Source organism: Alcanivorax sp., assembly GCF_040119285.1.
Lineage (GTDB): Bacteria > Pseudomonadota > Gammaproteobacteria > Pseudomonadales > Alcanivoracaceae > Alcanivorax.
This window is the reverse complement of the sequence record NZ_JBEDTY010000004.1, coordinates 170887-189662: the sequence shown is the minus strand read 5'-3', so window position 1 is coordinate 189662 and position 18776 is coordinate 170887. Positions and strand designations below refer to the sequence as shown.

At 55.2% G+C, this 18776-nt stretch carries 18 protein-coding genes; 1 reads left to right on the top strand and 17 read right to left on the bottom strand.

Going from position 1 to position 18776, the window contains the following annotated elements; all coding sequences use genetic code 11:
* Positions 1–8: 8 nt before the first annotated feature.
* From ureA to mnmG, 17 genes are all read right to left on the bottom strand, one after another.
* Positions 9–311, bottom strand: coding sequence for an urease subunit gamma (gene ureA / locus ABNH10_RS01835; protein WP_035459747.1), 303 nt, complete (start codon positions 309–311; stop codon positions 9–11).
* 32 nt (positions 312–343) lie between these two features.
* Positions 344–1144: an urease accessory protein UreD gene (locus ABNH10_RS01830; protein ID WP_491368720.1), complete on the bottom strand. Its 801-nt coding sequence runs from the start codon at positions 1142–1144 to the stop codon at positions 344–346.
* Positions 1145–1510: 366 nt separating this feature from the next.
* Positions 1511–3340 carry a glutamine--fructose-6-phosphate transaminase (isomerizing) gene (gene glmS / locus ABNH10_RS01825; protein ID WP_035459744.1) on the bottom strand — a complete coding sequence of 610 codons (1830 nt, stop codon included), beginning with the start codon at positions 3338–3340 and terminating at the stop codon, positions 1511–1513.
* 12 nt (positions 3341–3352) lie between these two features.
* Complete coding sequence (glmU, locus tag ABNH10_RS01820) at positions 3353–4711, bottom strand: bifunctional UDP-N-acetylglucosamine diphosphorylase/glucosamine-1-phosphate N-acetyltransferase GlmU (protein WP_349384493.1); 1359 nt, start codon at positions 4709–4711, stop codon at positions 3353–3355.
* 157 nt (positions 4712–4868) lie between these two features.
* The gene (locus ABNH10_RS01815) at positions 4869–5291 is read right to left on the bottom strand and encodes a F0F1 ATP synthase subunit epsilon (RefSeq protein WP_349384492.1); all 423 of its coding nucleotides are present in this window, start codon (positions 5289–5291) and stop codon (positions 4869–4871) included.
* Between the two features lie 22 nt (positions 5292–5313).
* Positions 5314–6696: a F0F1 ATP synthase subunit beta gene (atpD, locus tag ABNH10_RS01810; RefSeq protein ID WP_349384491.1), complete on the bottom strand. Its 1383-nt coding sequence runs from the start codon at positions 6694–6696 to the stop codon at positions 5314–5316.
* A 49-nt stretch (positions 6697–6745) separates the two neighbouring features.
* Positions 6746–7606, bottom strand: coding sequence for a F0F1 ATP synthase subunit gamma (atpG, locus tag ABNH10_RS01805; protein WP_349384490.1), 861 nt, complete (start codon positions 7604–7606; stop codon positions 6746–6748).
* Positions 7607–7629: 23 nt separating this feature from the next.
* Positions 7630–9174: a F0F1 ATP synthase subunit alpha gene (atpA, locus tag ABNH10_RS01800; protein WP_349384489.1), complete on the bottom strand. Its 1545-nt coding sequence runs from the start codon at positions 9172–9174 to the stop codon at positions 7630–7632.
* 16 nt (positions 9175–9190) lie between these two features.
* Entirely contained in the window at positions 9191–9727 is a 537-nt protein-coding gene (locus ABNH10_RS01795; protein ID WP_349384488.1) for a F0F1 ATP synthase subunit delta, read from the bottom strand.
* A gap of 15 nt (positions 9728–9742) precedes the next feature.
* Positions 9743–10213, bottom strand: coding sequence for a F0F1 ATP synthase subunit B (locus ABNH10_RS01790; protein ID WP_349384487.1), 471 nt, complete (start codon positions 10211–10213; stop codon positions 9743–9745).
* 65 nt (positions 10214–10278) lie between these two features.
* On the bottom strand, positions 10279–10500 hold the full coding sequence (gene atpE / locus ABNH10_RS01785; protein ID WP_007151035.1) for a F0F1 ATP synthase subunit C: 222 nt from the start codon (positions 10498–10500) through the stop codon (positions 10279–10281).
* 70 nt (positions 10501–10570) lie between these two features.
* Positions 10571–11479: a F0F1 ATP synthase subunit A gene (atpB, locus tag ABNH10_RS01780; protein ID WP_349384486.1), complete on the bottom strand. Its 909-nt coding sequence runs from the start codon at positions 11477–11479 to the stop codon at positions 10571–10573.
* A gap of 33 nt (positions 11480–11512) precedes the next feature.
* Entirely contained in the window at positions 11513–11938 is a 426-nt protein-coding gene (locus tag ABNH10_RS01775; RefSeq protein WP_349384485.1) for an ATP synthase subunit I, read from the bottom strand.
* A gap of 383 nt (positions 11939–12321) precedes the next feature.
* Positions 12322–13236: a ParB/RepB/Spo0J family partition protein gene (locus ABNH10_RS01770; RefSeq protein WP_349384484.1), complete on the bottom strand. Its 915-nt coding sequence runs from the start codon at positions 13234–13236 to the stop codon at positions 12322–12324.
* Between the two features lie 114 nt (positions 13237–13350).
* A complete protein-coding gene (locus tag ABNH10_RS01765; protein WP_349384483.1) occupies positions 13351–14148 on the bottom strand; it encodes a ParA family protein in 798 nt (265 codons plus the stop codon).
* A 63-nt stretch (positions 14149–14211) separates the two neighbouring features.
* On the bottom strand, positions 14212–14826 hold the full coding sequence (rsmG, locus tag ABNH10_RS01760; protein ID WP_349384482.1) for a 16S rRNA (guanine(527)-N(7))-methyltransferase RsmG: 615 nt from the start codon (positions 14824–14826) through the stop codon (positions 14212–14214).
* A complete protein-coding gene (gene mnmG, locus ABNH10_RS01755) occupies positions 14823–16718 on the bottom strand; it encodes a tRNA uridine-5-carboxymethylaminomethyl(34) synthesis enzyme MnmG (RefSeq protein WP_349384481.1) in 1896 nt (631 codons plus the stop codon). The genes rsmG and mnmG overlap by 4 nt, the downstream gene beginning before the upstream one ends.
* Positions 16719–17047: 329 nt before the next feature.
* On the opposite strand from mnmG, the gene ABNH10_RS01750 reads away from it, so the two are divergent.
* Positions 17048–18748, top strand: a complete 1701-nt coding sequence (locus tag ABNH10_RS01750) for a potassium/proton antiporter (RefSeq protein WP_349384480.1) — start codon at positions 17048–17050, stop codon at positions 18746–18748.
* Positions 18749–18776: the final 28 nt, after the last annotated feature.

Genomic DNA, 18776 nt, shown 5'->3' with positions numbered 1-18776 from the left:
GGATCGTCTTAAACGATGGGGTCGTGAACCGTTACCAGTTTGGTGCCATCGGGAAAGGTCGCTTCCACCTGCACTTCATGGATCATTTCTGGCACGCCTTCCATCACATCCTGACGCTTGAGCAAGGTTCGCCCTTCGCCCATCAATTCGGCGACCGTTTTGCCGTCGCGAGCACCCTCCATAATGGCGGCGGTGATATAAGCGATCGATTCCGGATAGTTAAGCTTAACGCCACGGGCCTTGCGCCGTTCGGCCAGCAGCGCGGCGGTAAAAATCAACAGCTTGTCTTTTTCTCTGGGTGTCAGTTCCATGCTTTACCTTTTTGCCTTTCCTTACACCGTTATCAGGTGTTCCAGATTCGCGGTATCACCGCCGGTTTATTCAGGGTGGCCTGACGCAATAATTGCCAGACGGGAAGCATCAATGCTTGAATTTTTTCACAGCGAGTGCCGAGCACACGCATGACCAGAATGTCGTCAATCAGGGTGAGGCCGCAGGGCATGTCGGTGGCCTGCTTTTCAATGCATTCACGGGCCTGCTCCAGCAACTCCTCATTACTCCCCGTGGCTACAAATATTGCCTGCATGGGGAAATTACGCAGCCCAGAGGCCGCATTGAGGTGGCTGGGCTGATCCACCTTAAGGCGTTCAATCAGCAGCGGTTTACGGTCGCGGCTAATACGAAAACGGGCGTCGATTTTTCCCTCGTAAAAAACTTCACTATTAACCGGCCGACCCAAGCAGGAAATTTCCCAGCCCATAAAATGGGCATCCCCGTGCAGGTCGATCCGGGTGTCCATCTGTACCCGTGCCCCAGGGAAGAAAATATTTTCTTGGGGAAACCATTCCAGTGTCCCTCCTGCCTGAACGGTGAGCGTTTGGCTCACATGGGCGGTTTGCCCAGCGCTGCGGTAAAACTTGGTTGCCCCAGGGGTAGTGAGTAAGCCATGGGCCTGGCTCGATGCGGTAATGCTGATATCCAGTCCATCACCACCCACAACCCCCCCTGGTGGGTGCAGTAAATAGATGTGTGCGGTGTCCTGCTCTGGGTAGAAAGGGCGCTGAACGCGCAACGGGCCATAATGGTGCAATTCGGCCATGACGGTTTTCATGCCGCGCCCAGTTATGGCGCACTCAAGCTGCATATGCAGTTTTGCTTGCCATCCCTTATGCCTGCCTGTGGCCTTACTGTTCTGCCGGCCCGCTGCTACCGGTTTCTCTACGCTCACTGGCCTGGCCCCTTTGCCTGCTCTTTATCATGCACCAAATTTATGCAGCTTTTGTGCCACCTGCTGAAATAGAGGGCGGCGTCTCACTGACAAGGGCTTATTAGTTAAGGGCTGAGGCTTGCAGAGGGGGCCATCACCCCAAGAGCGTTAGAGCGATCCATGGTATTGATTCTTAGCGCCACCCCGTGCCCGTGGTGGTATGCAATGGCACTGGAGAGGAAGCGGCAATAAAAAAAGCCCGGCGATTGCCGGGCTTTTTTTGTATTGCCTTGCGGGTGGCGGCTATTCCACCGTTACCGACTTGGCTAGGTTACGAGGCTGATCCACATCGGTGCCGCGCAGCACCGCCACATGGTAGCTAAGCAACTGCAGCGGTACGGTATAAACGATCGGGGCTACAGTGTCGGGCACTGAGGGCATGTTTAACACATGAATCCCTTCCCCTTCTTTTACGTGAGCATTCTTATCAGCAAACACATAAAGCTCACCGCCACGGGCACGGACTTCTTGCAGATTGGATTTCAGTTTTTCCAACAATTCATCATTGGGGGCCACCGACACCACCGGCATTTCGCTGTCCACCAAGGCCAACGGGCCGTGTTTCAGCTCTCCCGCTGCGTAGGCTTCGGCGTGGATGTAGGAAATTTCCTTGAGCTTAAGGGCCCCTTCCAAAGCCACCGGAAATTGCACGCCGCGCCCCAAAAACAGGGCGTGGTGTTTTTCCACAAACGCCTCTGAAAGTTTTTCGATGGGCTTGTCTAACGCCGCCGCCTGCTCGATCAAATTGGGCAGCTGACGCAGTTCTTCCAGAATTTTTTCGATCTCGCTGTCGGCCAGGCCTTTTTGGCGGCCCAGCGCTAACACGAGCATCAACAACCCAACCAGTTGAGTGGTGAAGGCCTTGGTGGAAGCTACCCCGATTTCCGGACCGGCTTTGGTGAGAAAAACCAGTTCTGATTCACGCACCAACGATGAGCTGTCCACGTTACACACAGCCAGGCGACCCACATAATTGGGTGACTGGGTATCACGCAGCGCTGCCAAGGTATCGGCGGTTTCACCGCTTTGGGAAATGGTGACAAAGAGAGTGCCTTCTGGCACCACGTGCTTGCGGTAGCGGAACTCACTGGCTACTTCGACCTGGCAAGGAATACCGGCAATGTCTTCTAACCAATAACGGGCCACCATACCTGCGTGATAGCTAGTACCGCAGGCGACGATCTGAACGGTTTTAACCTTATCGAAAATAGCAGGCGCTTTTTCACCGAAAGACTCAATCAGGCTAGCCGGGCTATCAATGCGATCTTCCAAGGTTTTCTGAATAGCTGCGGGCTGCTCGAAAATTTCCTTCTGCATATAGTGGCGGTATTCGCCCTTTTCCGCATCTTCATGGGTGCCATCAAACTCGTGAGCTTCGCGTGTTACCGGCTCACCTGCTGCATCCACTATACGCACGCTATTAGTTGTAATTTCTGCCTGGTCACCCTCTTCCAAAAAGATGAACCGGTTGGTTACTGGTAACAAGGCCAGTTGGTCGGAGGCGATATAGTTTTCATCAATCCCCAGGCCGATGACCAGCGGGCTACCAGAGCGCACGGTAACCAACTTGTGCGGCTCAGAAGCATGAATAACACCCAGTGCGTAGGCACCATCGAGTTTCTTTGTGACCGCTTGCACGGCGTCGAAAAGATTCAATCCGTTATCCAGCGCCTGATGCACCAGATGCACAATCACTTCCGTATCGGTTTGGGAGTTGAACGTATAACCGCTGGCTTCAAGCTCGTCTTTGAGTGCCTGAAAATTTTCGATGATACCGTTATGCACCAGGGCCAAATCATCACCGGACATATGCGGGTGCGAATTAGGCTCCGAAGGCTTGCCGTGGGTAGCCCAGCGAGTGTGGGCAATGCCGGTGAAACCCTGGGTTTGTGCTTCCAGGACTGCCTCTTCCAACCCGGCCACTTTTCCCTGACGACGGACACGGCTGATGCCCTTATCGTTGAGCAGCGCGACTCCCGCACTGTCGTAACCCCGGTACTCAAGTCGCTTGAGACCAGTGATCAAAATATTGGTCACATTCCGCTGGCCAATGGCCCCAACAATTCCGCACATAAATGCTCTTCCTTACCCTTTCTTGGGGCGCTGCCAATTAGCCACGTTGCGCTGTTGCGTTCGAGCAACCGCTAGGCCGTTGTCGCCCACATCCTTTGTAATAGTGCTGCCCGCACCTACAGTGGCATTTACGCCAATGGTGACTGGAGCAACTAGAGAGGAATTGGAGCCAATGAACGCTCCGTCTTTCAGCACGGTCTGAAATTTGTTGGCGCCATCATAGTTACACGTAATAGTGCCGGCACCCACGTTGACGCCTTTACCTATCTGGCTATCGCCGATATAGGTCAGGTGGTTTACCTTGGAACCCTCGCCAATGTAGGACTTTTTGGTTTCAACAAAGTTGCCTATCTTCGCTTTGTCGGCCAGTTCTGTCCCAGGGCGCAAGCGGGCATAGGGGCCTAGCTGACAGTGTTCACCCACAATAGCACCGTCAATAAGTGTGTTCGCTTCTATGACGGTGCCGGCGCCGATGTTAGCGTCTCGCAGAATACAGTTAGGACCGATCACCACACCTTCTTCGATGGTGACATCTCCCTCTAAAATGACATTCACATCAATGATTACATCACTGGCGATTTGTACGCTGCCACGGATATCCAGGCGGGTAGGGTCCAGCAGAGTGACACCATCACGCATCAAGGTTTCCGCCTGAGCCTGTTGGTAAATACGCTCCAGCCTTGCCAATTGCACTCGGTCATTGACTCCGTCCACCTCCCAGCCTTCGTTGGGCTGCAGGGTCTCCACGTCCAGGCCCGACTGGCATGCCATGGCAATCAGGTCGGTGAGGTAATATTCACCTTGGGCATTATTGCTGGAAAGCTTGGGCAGGCTTTCTTCGAGAAAACGCCGTGAACAGGCAAGAATGCCCGTGTTGATTTCCTGAATACTCAGTTCAGCTTCGCTGGCATCTTTCTGTTCGACGATACGCTGCACATTATTCTGACCGTCCCGAACAATACGGCCGTAACCGTTCGGGTCATCCAAGGTGAGGGTCATCAGCGCCAAGGTGCTGTCGTCAACGGTCGCAACGAAGTCTTTCAAGGTGTCTGGGCGAATAAGAGGCACATCGCCATACAGCACCAGCACCATGTCTTCTTTCACATGGGGCATGGCTTGCGCGACCGCATGGCCAGTCCCCAGCTGCTCGGCCTGCTCTGCCCAAGCCACTTGGTGACCCGTGACTGCAGCTTTCACCCGCTCGCCGCCGTGGCCATACACGATAACGGTGTTGGCCGGGTCCAACGATGCTGCCGCGTCTACCACATGCTGCACCATTGGCTTGCCGGCCACTGCATGAAGCACCTTTGGCAAAGCGCTTTTCATCCGCGTCCCTTTACCCGCCGCCAGAATCACTACTGCTAGACTCATACCCTATCCTTGTCTTTTGCTTGCCGGTACCGTTATACCACTGTGCCGCCTCTGATTCGCACAGGACCTATTCCAACCGGGCTCTCACTATACGACAGAAACAAAAAAGGGTAGCACTTGGCTACCCTTTTCTGTGTTGAAGAATTGCAAAAGATGCTTACCGCGTCTTTTTCTTCAACTGTTGAATGGCACGCAGCTGTGCAACGGCCTCTGCCAGAGTTGCGGCGGCACGGGAGTAATCCATTTCGGAACTCTTGCCTTCCAACGCTTCTTTGGCACGGGCTTTAGCACGCTCAGCTTCTGCAGCGTCCATATTTTCAGCGCGTTCAGCCGTATCTGCCAGTACAGTCACCAGCTTCGGCTGCACTTCCAGGAAGCCACCGGATACGTAGAACACTTCTTCTTCACCATTCTGCTTCTTCACCCGTACCGGGCCCGGCTTCAGCCGGGTCAGCAGCGGGGCGTGGCCTGGCATGATACCGAGGTCACCTTCCACACCGGAAGCTACCACGATTTCAACCAAGCCGGAGAACAGCTGGCGTTCTGCACTTACAATGTCGCAATGCACGGTCATCGCCATTTGCTTGTCTCCCAGGTGCAGGTTACTTGCTACGCTTGTTGTAGGCTTCAATCACTTCGTCGATAGAGCCCTTCATGTAGAAGTCCTGCTCCGGGATGTGATCGTAATCACCGCCAAGAATGCCCTTGAAGCCCGCGAGGGTGTCTTTCAGGGAAACATACTTGCCCGGGGAGCCTGTAAATACTTCGGCCACGAAGAACGGCTGGGACAGGTAACGCTCGATCTTACGGGCACGAGATACGGTCAGTTTATCGTCTTCTGACAGTTCGTCCATCCCCAGAATCGCGATGATGTCCTTCAGCTCTTTGAAGCGCTGCAATACGGTTTGAACGCCACGCGCAATGTCGTAGTGCTCTTGACCGATAACCAGCGGATCCAGCTGACGTGAAGTGGAATCCAGCGGGTCGATCGCCGGGTAAATACCCTTGGAGGCGATGTCACGGCTCAGAGATACGGTGGAATCCAAGTGCGCGAAGGTGGTGGCCGGAGACGGGTCAGTCAAGTCATCCGCCGGTACGTATACCGCCTGTACGGAGGTAATGGAACCGGTCTTGGTGGAAGTAATACGCTCCTGCAGAACGCCCATCTCTTCCGCCAGGGTCGGCTGGTAACCTACCGCTGAAGGCATACGGCCCAGCAGTGCAGATACCTCAGTACCGGCCAGTGTATAACGGTAGATGTTATCCACGAAGAACAGTACGTCGCGACCTTCGTCACGGAACTTCTCGGCCATGGTCAGACCGGTCAGCGCTACACGCAGACGGTTACCAGGCGGCTCGTTCATCTGACCGTACACCAGCGATACTTTATCCAGTACGTTGGAGTCCTTCATTTCGTGGTAGAAATCGTTACCCTCACGAGTACGCTCACCCACACCGGCAAACACGGAGAAACCGGAGTGCTCGATCGCGATGTTCCGGATCAGCTCCATCATGTTTACGGTTTTACCTACACCCGCACCACCGAACAGGCCGACCTTACCGCCTTTGGCGAAAGGGCAAACCAGGTCGATTACCTTGATACCGGTTTCCAGCAGTTCGTTGGTGGCTGCCTGATCCGCATAAGTAGGCGCTGCACGGTGAATCGGCATACGCTCTTCTTCACCGATGGGGCCTGCTTCATCGATCGGCCGACCCAGCACGTCCATGATACGGCCCAGGGTCTTGGTACCCACAGGAACCTGAATCGGCTCACCGTTATCAGTCACGTCCAGGCCGCGCTTCAGACCTTCGGTGGAGCCCATGGCGATAGTACGCACTACGCCGTCGCCCAGCTGCTGCTGAACTTCCAGGGTAGTTTCAGTACCGTCCACGGAGAGGGCGTCATATACCTTCGGTACGGCTTCGCGTGGGAATTCCACGTCGATCACGGCACCGATGATCTGAACAATACGACCGCTACTCATGCTTGCATCCTCTTAACTTGCGTTTTTGCCACGTTAATCTGCTTGACGATTAAACCGCAGCAGCACCACCAACGATTTCGGAGATTTCCTGCGTAATAGCAGCCTGGCGTGCCTTGTTGTACACCAATTGCAGATCACGAATGATGTCACCAGCGTTATCACTGGCAGCCTTCATGGCAATCATACGTGCTGCCTGCTCACAGGCATTGTTTTCAACCACACCCTGATACACCTGAGACTCAATGAACCGCACCAGCAGTTCGTCGAGCAGCTCTTTCGGGGCTGGCTCGTAAATGTAGTCCCAGTGGCGCTTCAGCTCTTCATCACTACTCGCTTCCAGCGGCAGCAACTGAATGTTTTTGGGCGACTGGGTCATGGTGTTCACGAATTCGTTGTACACGATGTACAAACGGTCGATTGCACCGCTTTCGTAGGCATCCAACATCACCTTGATGGAACCGATCAGGTCATTCAGGTGTGGGGTATCCCCCAAGCCTGTGACGTTCGCTTCCACATTGCCGCCAACGCTCTTGAAGAAAGACATGCCCTTGGAACCGACTACGCAGTAGCTGGTTTTGGCACCCTTTTCTTCCCATGCCTTCGCGCTTTTGACGACGTTCTTGAGCAGGTTCACGTTGAGGCCACCGCAGAGGCCCCGATCGGAGCTCACTACGATGTAGCCAACGTTCTTAACTTCCCGCTCTTGCAGGTAAACGTGCCGGTATTCCAGATCGGCGTTAGCCAGGTGAGCAACCACCTGACGCATACGGCTGGCGTACGGCTTACTGGCCGTCATACGCTCTTGCGCCTTACGCATCTTGGAGGCTGCTACCATTTCCATTGCACGAGTAATTTTCTTCGTGCTCTGGACGCTGGCAATTTTGCCTTTGATCTCTTTACCGCTGGCCATAGGAACGTTCCTTTATCAGCGAATTACCAGGTCTGGGTGGCTTTGAACTGATCGAGAGATTCTTTAATCTCAGCTTCGATCTCGCCGTTGTAGTCACCCTTCTCGTTGATTTTATCCATCAACGCTTTCTTTTCGCTGTTCATGTAGTCCAGCAGTGCCGCTTCGAAGGAGCCGATTTTCTCGACTTCCATACCTTTCAGGTAACCTTCGTTAGCCGCGTACAGCACAACACCCATTTCAGCAACGCTCATCGGGCTGTACTGCTTCTGCTTCATCAGCTCGGTAACGGCTTGACCATGCTCCAGCTGCTCGCGAGTAGAATCGTCGAGGTCGGAAGCGAATTGAGCGAATGCCGCCAGTTCACGGTACTGAGCCAGAGCCAGACGAATACCGCCACCCAGCTTCTTAACGATCTTGGTCTGGGCTGCACCACCTACACGGGATACAGACACACCGGCGTTCATCGCCGGGCGAATGCCGGAGTTAAACAGGTCGGTTTCCAGGAAGATCTGACCATCGGTAATGGAAATCACGTTGGTCGGTACGAAGGCAGAAACGTCACCACCCTGGGTTTCAATGATCGGCAGAGCGGTCAAAGAACCGGTCTTGCCTTTCACTTCACCGTTGGTGAACTTCTCAACATAATCTTCGTTTACCTTGGCGGCGCGCTCCAACAGACGGGAATGCAGGTAGAACACGTCACCAGGGTAAGCTTCACGGCCCGGCGGACGACGCAGCAACAGGGAGATCTGGCGATACGCCCACGCCTGTTTGGTCAGATCATCATAGACGATCAGTGCATCTTCACCGCGATCACGGAAATATTCACCCATGGTGCAGCCAGCAAACGGTGCCAGGAACTGCATGGAAGCCGGTTCAGAAGCGGAGGCCGCAACGATGATGGTGTTTTCCATCGCGCCGTGCTCTTCCAGTTTGCGCACCACGTTAGCAATGGTGGATTGCTTCTGGCCGATGGCAACGTAGACACACTTAATGCCGGAGTCTTTCTGGTTGATAATCGCATCAACTGCCACAGCGGTCTTACCGATCTGGCGGTCGCCAATGATCAGCTCACGCTGACCACGGCCGATTGGCACCATGGCATCGATAGACTTGTAACCGGTTTGAACAGGCTCATTAACTTCACGACGCCAGATAACGCCGGGCGCTACCTTTTCAACCGCATCGGTAAGCTTGGCTTCGATCGGGCCTTTACCGTCGATTGGGTTACCCAGAGCGTCAACCACACGACCCAGCATTTCGGGGCCAGTGGGGACTTCCAGGATACGGCCGGTACAACGTACTTTTTGGCCTTCGGCCAGGCCCAGGTAATCACCCAGCACCACGGCGCCGACAGAGTCTTGCTCCAGGTTAAGGGCCATGCCGTAGATGCCGCCCTCAAACTCGATCATCTCGCCGAACATCACGTCGGCCAGACCATGAATGCGCACAATACCATCAGATACGGAAACCACCGTACCTTCGTTGCGTGCTTCGGTGGAGGTATCAAGTTTCGCGATGCGCGACTTGATAATCTCGCTGATTTCGGACGGGTTGAGTTGCTGCATCTCTAATCCCTCAAACTCAAGAGTTCAGTTGCTCTGCCAGGCGATTAAGCCGGCCGCGCACACTGCCATCAATTACGGTATCGCCGGCTCGCACCAGCACGCCCCCAATCAAGGATTGGTCGACGGAAGTTGTAACATTCACTTCCGTGCCAAGGCGTTTCTTAAGCGCTGCTACCAACTTGTCGGTAGCAGCATCGTCCAACTCGAATGCAGAGATCATCTCCACATCGGTGAACTGCTGCTGTTCGGCCAGAAGCTCGTGGAACAGTTGCAGGATGACCGGCAAAAGCGGCAAACGCTTGTTCTGCGTCAGCTGTGCAACAAAGTTGCGAGCGCTTTCGTCCAGCTCATCACCACAGACTTCTGCAAAAGCAGAAACCTTGGTGGCATCATCCAGTTCCGGCTGGTCAAGGTAGGCACGCATGGAGGCATCACCTGCCACTGCTGCTGCCAAGCCCAGCATCTTCTCCCACTGCTCCAGGGCATCGTGCTCTTTAGCAAACACAAATGCGGCCTTGGCGTAGGGGCGTGCGATGGTGGTCAGTTCAGCCATGGGTTACCCGTATTCTCAGAGTTCAGCCGCCAGCTGCTCAAGCAACTGCGTGTGTTTGTCCTGGCTTACTTCGCCGCCCAGTACCTTTTCGGCACCGCTCAACGCCAGTACAGCTACATCTTTACGCAATTGCTCGCGAGCTTGATTAACCTCTTGGTCAATCTCAGAATGGGCTTTGGCAATTAGACGCTCACCTTCGGTGCGCGCTACATCTTTAGCCTCTTCCACAATCTGATTAGCCCGGCGATTGGCCTGATCAATAATTTCGGCCGCCTTCTCTTTAGATTCTTTGAGATTGGCGGTCGCCTTTTCCTGCGCCAGTTCCAGATCACGCTCTGCCCGATCCGCGGCACTCAGGCCTTCGGCAATCTTCTGCTTACGCTCATCCAGCGCCCGTGAAATCGGGGGCCAAACGAACTTCATGCAGAAGAACACAAACAGGGCAAACCAAATGGCCTGGCCAATTAGTGTCGCATTAATATTCATGCCAACACCTCAATCCGCGTTGCTTTAGATTTCCCTAAATCGGGGCTTAAACGTTAAAGCGCGATTTACTGGAAAATCAGCAGGAACGCGATAGCGATACAGATAATTGGCACAGCATCCAGCAGACCAGCAATGATGAACATGCGGGTTTGCAGCATCGGAGCCAGCTCCGGTTGACGAGCCACAGACTCAAGGAAACGACCACCCATCATGCCGAAGCCCAAACCTGCGCCGATGGCCGCCAGGCCAGCTACGATAGCAGCAGCAAGAAATTGAATGCCTTCCATCTTTACACTCCCGTTAAGTGCTTGGTTGGTTTAATTAAAAACCGGTTTAAAAAACTGTTACTTGCTTAAATCAGTGCTCTTCCACCGCCATGCTCAAATACACGATGGTCAGAACCATGAAGATAAATGCCTGCAGTGTGATTACCAAAATATGGAACACTGCCCAAGGCCAGGCACCGATGAACTGCCAAGTGCCCATCATCGCCGCCAGAAGAATAAATACAAACTCACCCGCGTACATGTTACCGAACAGTCGCAGGCCCAGTGATACCGGCTTGGCCAGTAGAGCAATGGTTTCCAGCAGCAGGTTAATCGGGATCAGAATCGTTTTGACCACCGGGTTGCTGGATTCAAAAGGATGCAGCGCCAGAGTCCCCACAAAACCGCCCACACCTTTAGTCTTAATGGTGAGGAAGATGATCAGGAACATCACGCTGAAGGACATACCCAAGGTAATGTTCGGATCGGTGCTGGGGACAATCTTGAAATAGGCTTCGTGGGCACTCCAGCCGAAGAAGGTCACCATCACCCATTCAAATGTCTTCGGAATGAAGTCCACCGGGATCAGATCCATCAGGTTCATCAAGAACACCCAACAGAAGATCACCAACGACAACGGCGCAATCAACTTGCTCTTGCCGTGGAAAGAATCGCGCACCTGAGTATCGATAAACTCAATGATGATTTCCACAAAGTTAAGGAAACCAGAAGGCACACCGGCGCTCGCTTTGCGCGCACCCAACCAGAACAACAGGCACATGATAATGCCAAGACCGCCAGACCAAGCCAAGGAGTCAACGTGAAAGGCTGCAAAACCCATATCTTTGGCTTCGGTGCCGTTACAAGCCATGGTCCAGGTTGCTTGGCTCAGAGTCTCCGCATGACCGTGACATTCACGGACATAGCCTTCGGGCAACTTGCCATAGGTCAGATTACCCAGATGGTGCTTGATATACTCGCCGGCGGAGTTCGCTGCCATGTCAAACCTCTATAGAGAGCCGATGCCTACAGGCTAGTCGTGGTGCCTGTCTTGCCCTGCTGTTTGCCCGTCGAGGCGCGCTACCTGAATCCAGCCCACAACCTGGGCTAGCAAGAAGCCTAACAGCAAGACCATTGCAATTTTCATTTCCCGCGCTTCAGGGACCTTGGAGAATGTTAGCCAGAACAGCAATAGCATAATTGCGATCTTGCCCATCTCGGCCCGCATTGCTGCGGTAGCCATACGCTTTGGCGCACGGTTGCCTGGGTGCATCCATATCTGGAAGCCACCCCAAGCATAAGCGATCAGGCTGATAGTGCCGCCCCAGACAGCCACTAGCCCGGCGAACACGCCGGCCAACCCGGTTACCAGCAGCCCAAACACCACTATCGTGGCCAGTTGAGCGCACATTAACCCCCAGAACAATGCTCTGTTGGGCTGAAATTCGTTGCTGGTCACCGTGAGCCTCTTGGCTGATGCAAAATGATGCCGCACCAGGCGCTAAGGTCTCGGGCACCCCTGATCTTTAGCGCGGCGAAGTATATGGAGTTGGCACGCAAGTGGCAACCGTAACGGGCGGATTGTTCGGCAAACTTTATGGTTTGTGGGCGACTTTCTTTCGCCTGATCTCCACAAAGCAGGGCTGAACGAAGTTCATGGAAAAACACCGCCTGCTGAGATATTTTTGTATACCCCCGCTCGCCCTTCCATCCTGCCTGCGATTACGCAAATGAGGCTATCACCAAACGTTGATCTCTACCATCGGGGCCGGCACTGCTAACGAAATGCTGCGGAAACAGCTAGTTGCAAATTACCCCTTCGATTAGCAATACGCAGGCCTGCTATTTGATGTGGGCTAGAATGCCATCCAATTCATCCAGGCTATTATAGCTGATCACCAGCTTGCCCTTTTTGCCCTGTTGTTGAATTTGCACCGGTGCGCCCAAGCGATCAGACAAGTCGCTGATCAACGCCTTCACGTTGGGGTCTTCCTTGGTGGCCGCCGGTTTCGCGGTTTTAACTTTTTCAAAATCGCGGACCAGCTCTTCGGTTTGCCGTACTGACAGCCCTTTGGCCACCACGGTGCGGGCAGCCTCAACCTGTTTGTTGCTGGTCAACGCCAACAGGGCGCGTGCATGGCCCATTTCCAGGTCACCGTGCTCCAGCAGCTTCTTAACGTCGCTCTCAAGGCTCATCAACCGTAGCAGGTTGGTCACCATGGCGCGGGATTTACCCACCGCATCGGCCACTTGCTGATGGGTGAGCCCGAATTCCTCTTTCAATCGGCCCAGCGCGATGGCCTCCTCCATTGGGTTGAGGTTTTCGCGCTGGATATTCTCGATCAGTGCCATTGCGATGGCCGCTTCGTCAGGCACTTCGCGAATAACCGCCGGAATGGTGTCCAGCTCGGCCATCTGTGCGGCACGCCAGCGGCGCTCTCCGGCGATGATTTCGTAGCGCTTATCGCCCAGTGGGCGCACCACGATGGGCTGCATCACGCCTTGGGCACGAATCGACTCAGCCAGTTCCTCTAGGGCATCGGGGGACATGTCCCGGCGTGGCTGATAACGGCCACGCTCCATGCACTCCACAGGCAGGTGGCGCAATTCGCCATCACGGGGGCGCTGGCTGGGCTCGCCGTTCGTTTCGCCCTGGTTCTGCAGGCTCACTTCTTCCTGATGCCGCTGGTAGGACTCGTTGTTGCTGAGCAGGGCATCCAGGCCCTTGCTGAGCCCACGTTTACGCTTTGCCGCCATGGTCAATCCTTGTACTTTTGTGGGAGCGGTGGTGCCACCGCGATACCCGTGCCGAAGAGAAAGTCGCGTTCAAACGACCGCCCCCACAGGTAATGCTAATCTTGTGCCCTGCAATCATGACGCCGCAGCGGGTGGATTCTTGAGGGCCTGCTCGCGGCGCAAAATCTCGCCGGCCAACGCCAAATAGCTAACCGCACCGCGGGATTTTGGATCATAGGTAATCACTGGTGCACCGTGACTGGGCGCTTCGGCCAACCGCACGTTACGGGGAATAATGGTGCGATACACCTTGTCACCGAAATGGCTAATCAGCTGGTTGGAGACATCATTGGAGAGGCTGTTGCGCGGATCATACATGGTGCGCAGTAAACCCCCGATGTGCAGCTTCGGGTTGAGTACCGTGCGAATTTTCTCAATGGTGTTCATTAGTGCGGTCAGGCCTTCCAGGGCATAGTACTCGCACTGGATGGGCACTATTACCGAATCTGCCGCCGTCAGTGCATTGACGGTGAGCATGTTCAGGGACGGCGGGCAATCAATAAGGATGTAATCGTACTGATCACGGATTCGCGCCAAGGCGTTACGCAAACGGAACTCCTTAGCTCTCATGTCCAGCAACTGAACCTCAGCCGCAGTCAAATCACCATTGGCGGCGATCAGATCAAACCCGGAATCTTCCGGGGTGTCCGTCACCGCCTGTTCGATGGCCACGTCGTCGCACAGCACATCATAAATAGTGTATTCGGTATCAAACTTGTCTACGCCTGACCCGGTGGTGGCATTGCCCTGTGGATCAATGTCCACGAGCATCACCTTCTTGCGGGTGGCCGCCAGCGACGCCGCTAGGTTCACACTGCTGGTGGTCTTGCCCACGCCGCCTTTCTGATTGGCTACGGCAAATACGGTGGTCACTGCGTTCTCCTCGATTTTACGCCTGACGCCTGAGACAGAGTGCCTGACGGCCCACGCCCACGCTCAAGCTTTATTCACTACCACCAAGGTGCGAGGCTCATCCAAGCCCGGCACTGTCAGGGTGTGATGGCGCCCTTGCCACTGCGTCGGCAGGGTGGCCAGTTCTTCTTCCGTGCTGGCCGCTTTCATCGCCAATAGACGGGTATTGTCAGTCATTATGGGCGTCATCAACGCCAGCATGTCCGACAAGGAAGCAAAAGCGCGACAAATGATCTGTGATGGGGCTTTACGGTACTGTTCCACGCGACCGTGCACAACCTCCACGTTATCCAGCCCTAATTCGCGGCGTGCCTGACGGACAAAACGGGTTTTCTTACCGTTGGAATCCAGCAACACAAAGGCCTGCTGCGGGCGAGCCACCGCCAGAATAATCCCGGGGATACCGGCACCGGTCCCCACATCGAGGGTGTCGCCTTCTTCCAGGTAGGCCAATACAGCCAGGGAATCCAACAAATGGCGGGTGACCATGTCCTGTGGGTCGCGTATCGCGGTGAGGTTATAGGCCTGGTTCCATTTAACCAGCAGGTCCACATACGCTAGCAACAAGCGCTGCTGATCGTCGCTCAAGGAAAGGCCAAGGGCATCAATCCCCTGGGTCAGAGTACTGGAAAGACTCATGCTTGTTGGGCGGCCTTCTTTTGATGGTGATGTTTTTTCAGGTAAATCAGCAGCAGGGAAATAGCCGCCGGGGTGACGCCGGGAATGCGACCCGCCTGGCCCAAGGTCTGCGGACGAATCTCGCCGAGCTTTTGCTTCACCTCATTGGACAGGCCTTTTACCTGACCATAATCAAACTCCACCGGCAGGGCGGTGGTTTCTGCAGCCCGCAGTTTTTCGATTTCGTCTGCCTGACGATCAATATAGCCTGCGTACTTGGCAAGAATTTCCATCTGCTCAATGACGGCACTATCCGGGCGCTCCGCCAGCGCCACTGCTTCCGCTAAATCGGCGTAGGTCAGCTCAGGGCGCTTGAGCAGGTCGAGCAAATTGTATTCATGAGCCAACGGCTTTTCGATTAACGCATTCACCGCCTCGGCTTCTGGCGTTTTTGGCCGCACCCAGGTGGTTTTAAGACGCTGCTCTTCGCTGGCCATGCCGTCACGTTTGGCGTTGAAGGCCGCCCAGCGTTCGTCACCCACCAACCCCAGCTCACGGCCCTTCTCGGTGAGGCGCAGATCCGCGTTGTCTTCACGCAGCAACAACCGGTATTCGGCGCGGCTAGTGAACATGCGGTAGGGTTCTTGAGTCCCCATGGTAATCAGGTCATCCACCAGTACGCCTATATAGGCTTCATCGCGGCGGGGGGTCCAAGTGTCTTTACCCTGACTCAGCCGCGCCGCGTTCAGGCCCGCCAGCAATCCCTGGGCGCCCGCTTCTTCGTAACCGGTCGTGCCATTGATCTGGCCGGCGAAGAATAGCCCCGGCATATGCTGAGTTTCCAGGCTGTGCTTGAGATCCTGGGGGTTAAAATAATCGTACTCGATGGCATAACCAGGGCGGGTGATATGGGCGTTTTCAAAGCCGCGGATGGAGCGCACCGCCTGCAGCTGCACATCAAACGGCAGGCTGGTGGAAATGCCGTTGGGATATAACTCGTGGGTATTGAGCCCTTCCGGTTCCACGAAAATCTGATGGCTGTCTTTGTCCGGATAGCGGTTTACCTTGTCTTCAATGGACGGACAATAACGCGGCCCCACCCCATCAATAACTCCGGTGAACATGGGGCTGCGATCAAAGCCACTGCGGATAATGTCGTGGGTCTGCGCATTGGTATGGGTGATGTAGCAGCACACTTGCTGCGGGTGCTCCTCCACCTTGCCCAAGTAGCTCATCACTGGCAGCGGACTATCGCCCCACTGCTCTTCCATCACCGAAAAATCCACGCTCTTGCCATCAATTCGCGGCGGCGTACCCGTTTTTAGACGATCTACCCGGAACGGCAGTTCACGTAAACGGCGTGCCAGTGCATTAGACGGCTGGTCTCCGGCGCGCCCGCCCTGATGGTTATCCAGGCCAATATGGATCACACCGCCCAGGAAGGTGCCAGCGGTGAGCACCACCGCATCGGCCATGAAACGCAGGCCCATGTTAGTGACCACACCCACACAGCGACCGTTTTCCACCACCAGGTCGTCCACCGCTTGCTGAAACAGGGTCAGGTTGGGCTGGTTTTCCAGGGTGCCGCGGATGGCGGCCTTATAGAGTTCCCGATCGGCTTGGGCACGAGTGGCGCGCACTGCTGGGCCTTTACGGGCATTGAGGACACGAAACTGGATGCCGCCTTTATCAGTGGCACGGCCCATGGCCCCGCCCAAAGCATCGATTTCACGGACTAGGTGACTCTTGCCGATGCCGCCGATGGCCGGGTTACAGCTCATCTGACCCAGGGTTTCAATGTTGTGAGTAAGCAACAGCGTGGAAACGCCCATACGTGCGGATGCCAGTGCCGCTTCGGTTCCGGCATGGCCGCCGCCAATCACAATCACGCCAAATCGCTGGGAAAAATCCATGCTGCACTTACCTTGCAGGGCTGGCCTGCTGCTCAAAATATAGTCAACCGGGCGCGCTAGTATAGAGAGTACGCTTCACGCTGCAAGCCTCTCGCAATAGACAAAAACCGAAAACCCTCGCCACCAAGCCGATTACCGTAATCTTGCCGGTGCAAGCCGCACCTCAACCACCGATCCTGCCACGCATAAAGTGGCTGAAGGCGCGTCACCCAACACCGTAAAGGCCCCTGGGTGTCGAAAAGAGTTTTGAGCTTGGCCTGAATCGCACCGCCGGTTCCGTGTAAGCTATTGTACTCTATAACTCTGTTCTCACTTAACTAGGAACGCATTTGGAATCATTGAATATCTTTCTGCTGATCGGCACCGGTCTGATGTTCACCGGCCTGCTACTGGGTTCTCTGAGCGCTCGCTTCGGGGTGCCGTCCCTGCTCATCTTTCTAGTGGTGGGCATGGTGGCCGGGGAAGACGGCCTAGGCGGCATCGAGTTTGATGATTTCTCCACCGCTTATGTGATTGGCAATATCGCGTTGGCGGTGATTCTGCTCGATGGCGGCCTGCGCACTCGATTAAGTACCTTCAAACTGGGCCTACGCCCCGCCCTTAGCCTGGCTACTTTAGGGGTGGCCATCTCTGCCGCCCTGGTGGGCGCTTTTACTACTTGGTTAATCGGGGTGGACTGGCGGGTGGGCCTGCTGCTGGGCGGTATTATCGGCTCCACCGATGCGGCGGCCGTTTTCAGTGTTATCAAAGGCGCTGGCGTCACCCTGAATGAACGTGTGGCAAGTACCCTGGAGATCGAATCCGGTCTCAACGACCCCATGGCCATCTTTATTACCCTGATGCTGGTAGGCATGTTGGTGGACCCGGATGCCAAGTGGGGCGCGGGGATGCTGGTCACCCTGATCCAACAGTTTGGTTTGGGCATACTGCTGGGCTTGTTGCTGGGGGCCGTGATCAGCGAAGTGCTGCTGCGGGTGCGTAGCAACGAAGGGCTGCATGCTTTACTGCTGTGCAGCGGTGGTGCCATGGTGTTTGCCATTACCAATTTGGTAGGCGGCTCCGGTTTTCTGGCGGTATACCTGACCGGCTTGGTAGCCGGTAATCGCCGGGGCGGCACCGGTGACAATGTGCTCAAAGCCATGGACTCCATGGCCTGGCTGGCCCAGTCCGGCATGTTTCTGATCTTGGGCCTGCTGGTGACGCCGTCGCGACTCATCGAAAACCTGCCCTATGCCCTCGCCGTGGCAGCCTTCTTGATGTTGCTAGCCCGCCCGGTATCCGTATGGTTTAGCCTGCTACCCTTCCGCTTCACTTGGCGCGAAGAAACCTTTATTGCCTGGACAGGGTTACGTGGTGCCGTGCCCATTGTACTGGCCGTTTTCCCGCTACTGGCCGGGGTTGAACAAACCTATCTGCTATTTGATATTACCCTGGTGGTGGTGCTGATTTCCCTGCTTGGCCAGGGCGCGAGCCTGCGCTTTGTTGCCCGCAAACTGAAAGTCTCGGTGCCGCGCACCACCGAGCCCAAACAAACTGTGGCCCTGGCCGCCCCTCGCGATCGCTACTTGATGCAGTTTGAAGTGGAAGACGGCGCCAAGGCCGTAGGCAAAAACCTGGGAGAGCTGGGCGAAAACGAGCGCACCCCGTTGATTTTGTATCGCAACACGCGGGTGCTCAGCCTCAGTGATGACCCCAAAATTGAAGCCGGTGACTTGATTGCCTGGCTCGCACCGCTATCACACAAATCCGGCCTGTCCGACCTATGCCATAAATTAAGCAGTGATGAGAAACGTTATTACGGCGACTTCAGCGTGCTGGGCAAAACGCCGGTAGCGCAATTGATTGCGGTGTATGGGGTGCAAGCCCCTCCACCACTCTGGCAAGGACTGACCGTGGCTGAGATGTTTACCAAACAAGTGGGTAAACAGACAGTTGTGGGTGATACGGTGCGTGTCAGCGGCCTGCGGCTAAGAGCAAGGTCTGTTGAAAACGGCACGGTCGTCATGGCCGGGCTGAAACTTCCCGGATAAGGCCGGCGCAGGGCGCATGCAAAGTATG

Excerpts from the sequence above, each read along its gene's own strand:
- ureA (WP_035459747.1), bottom strand. The coding sequence starts at position 311 with ATGGAACTGACACCCAGAGAAAAAGACAAGCTGTTGATTTTTACCGCC.
- ABNH10_RS01830 (WP_491368720.1), bottom strand. The coding sequence starts at position 1,144 with ATGCAGCTTGAGTGCGCCATAACTGGGCGCGGCATGAAAACCGTCATG.
- glmS (WP_035459744.1), bottom strand. The coding sequence starts at position 3,340 with ATGTGCGGAATTGTTGGGGCCATTGGCCAGCGGAATGTGACCAATATT.
- glmU (WP_349384493.1), bottom strand. The coding sequence starts at position 4,711 with ATGAGTCTAGCAGTAGTGATTCTGGCGGCGGGTAAAGGGACGCGGATG.
- ABNH10_RS01815 (WP_349384492.1), bottom strand. The coding sequence starts at position 5,291 with ATGGCGATGACCGTGCATTGCGACATTGTAAGTGCAGAACGCCAGCTG.
- atpD (WP_349384491.1), bottom strand. The coding sequence starts at position 6,696 with ATGAGTAGCGGTCGTATTGTTCAGATCATCGGTGCCGTGATCGACGTG.
- atpG (WP_349384490.1), bottom strand. The coding sequence starts at position 7,606 with ATGGCCAGCGGTAAAGAGATCAAAGGCAAAATTGCCAGCGTCCAGAGC.
- atpA (WP_349384489.1), bottom strand. The coding sequence starts at position 9,174 with ATGCAGCAACTCAACCCGTCCGAAATCAGCGAGATTATCAAGTCGCGC.
- ABNH10_RS01795 (WP_349384488.1), bottom strand. The coding sequence starts at position 9,727 with ATGGCTGAACTGACCACCATCGCACGCCCCTACGCCAAGGCCGCATTT.
- ABNH10_RS01790 (WP_349384487.1), bottom strand. The coding sequence starts at position 10,213 with ATGAATATTAATGCGACACTAATTGGCCAGGCCATTTGGTTTGCCCTG.
- atpE (WP_007151035.1), bottom strand. The coding sequence starts at position 10,500 with ATGGAAGGCATTCAATTTCTTGCTGCTGCTATCGTAGCTGGCCTGGCG.
- atpB (WP_349384486.1), bottom strand. The coding sequence starts at position 11,479 with ATGGCAGCGAACTCCGCCGGCGAGTATATCAAGCACCATCTGGGTAAT.
- ABNH10_RS01770 (WP_349384484.1), bottom strand. The coding sequence starts at position 13,236 with ATGGCGGCAAAGCGTAAACGTGGGCTCAGCAAGGGCCTGGATGCCCTG.
- rsmG (WP_349384482.1), bottom strand. The coding sequence starts at position 14,826 with ATGAGTCTTTCCAGTACTCTGACCCAGGGGATTGATGCCCTTGGCCTT.
- mnmG (WP_349384481.1), bottom strand. The coding sequence starts at position 16,718 with ATGGATTTTTCCCAGCGATTTGGCGTGATTGTGATTGGCGGCGGCCAT.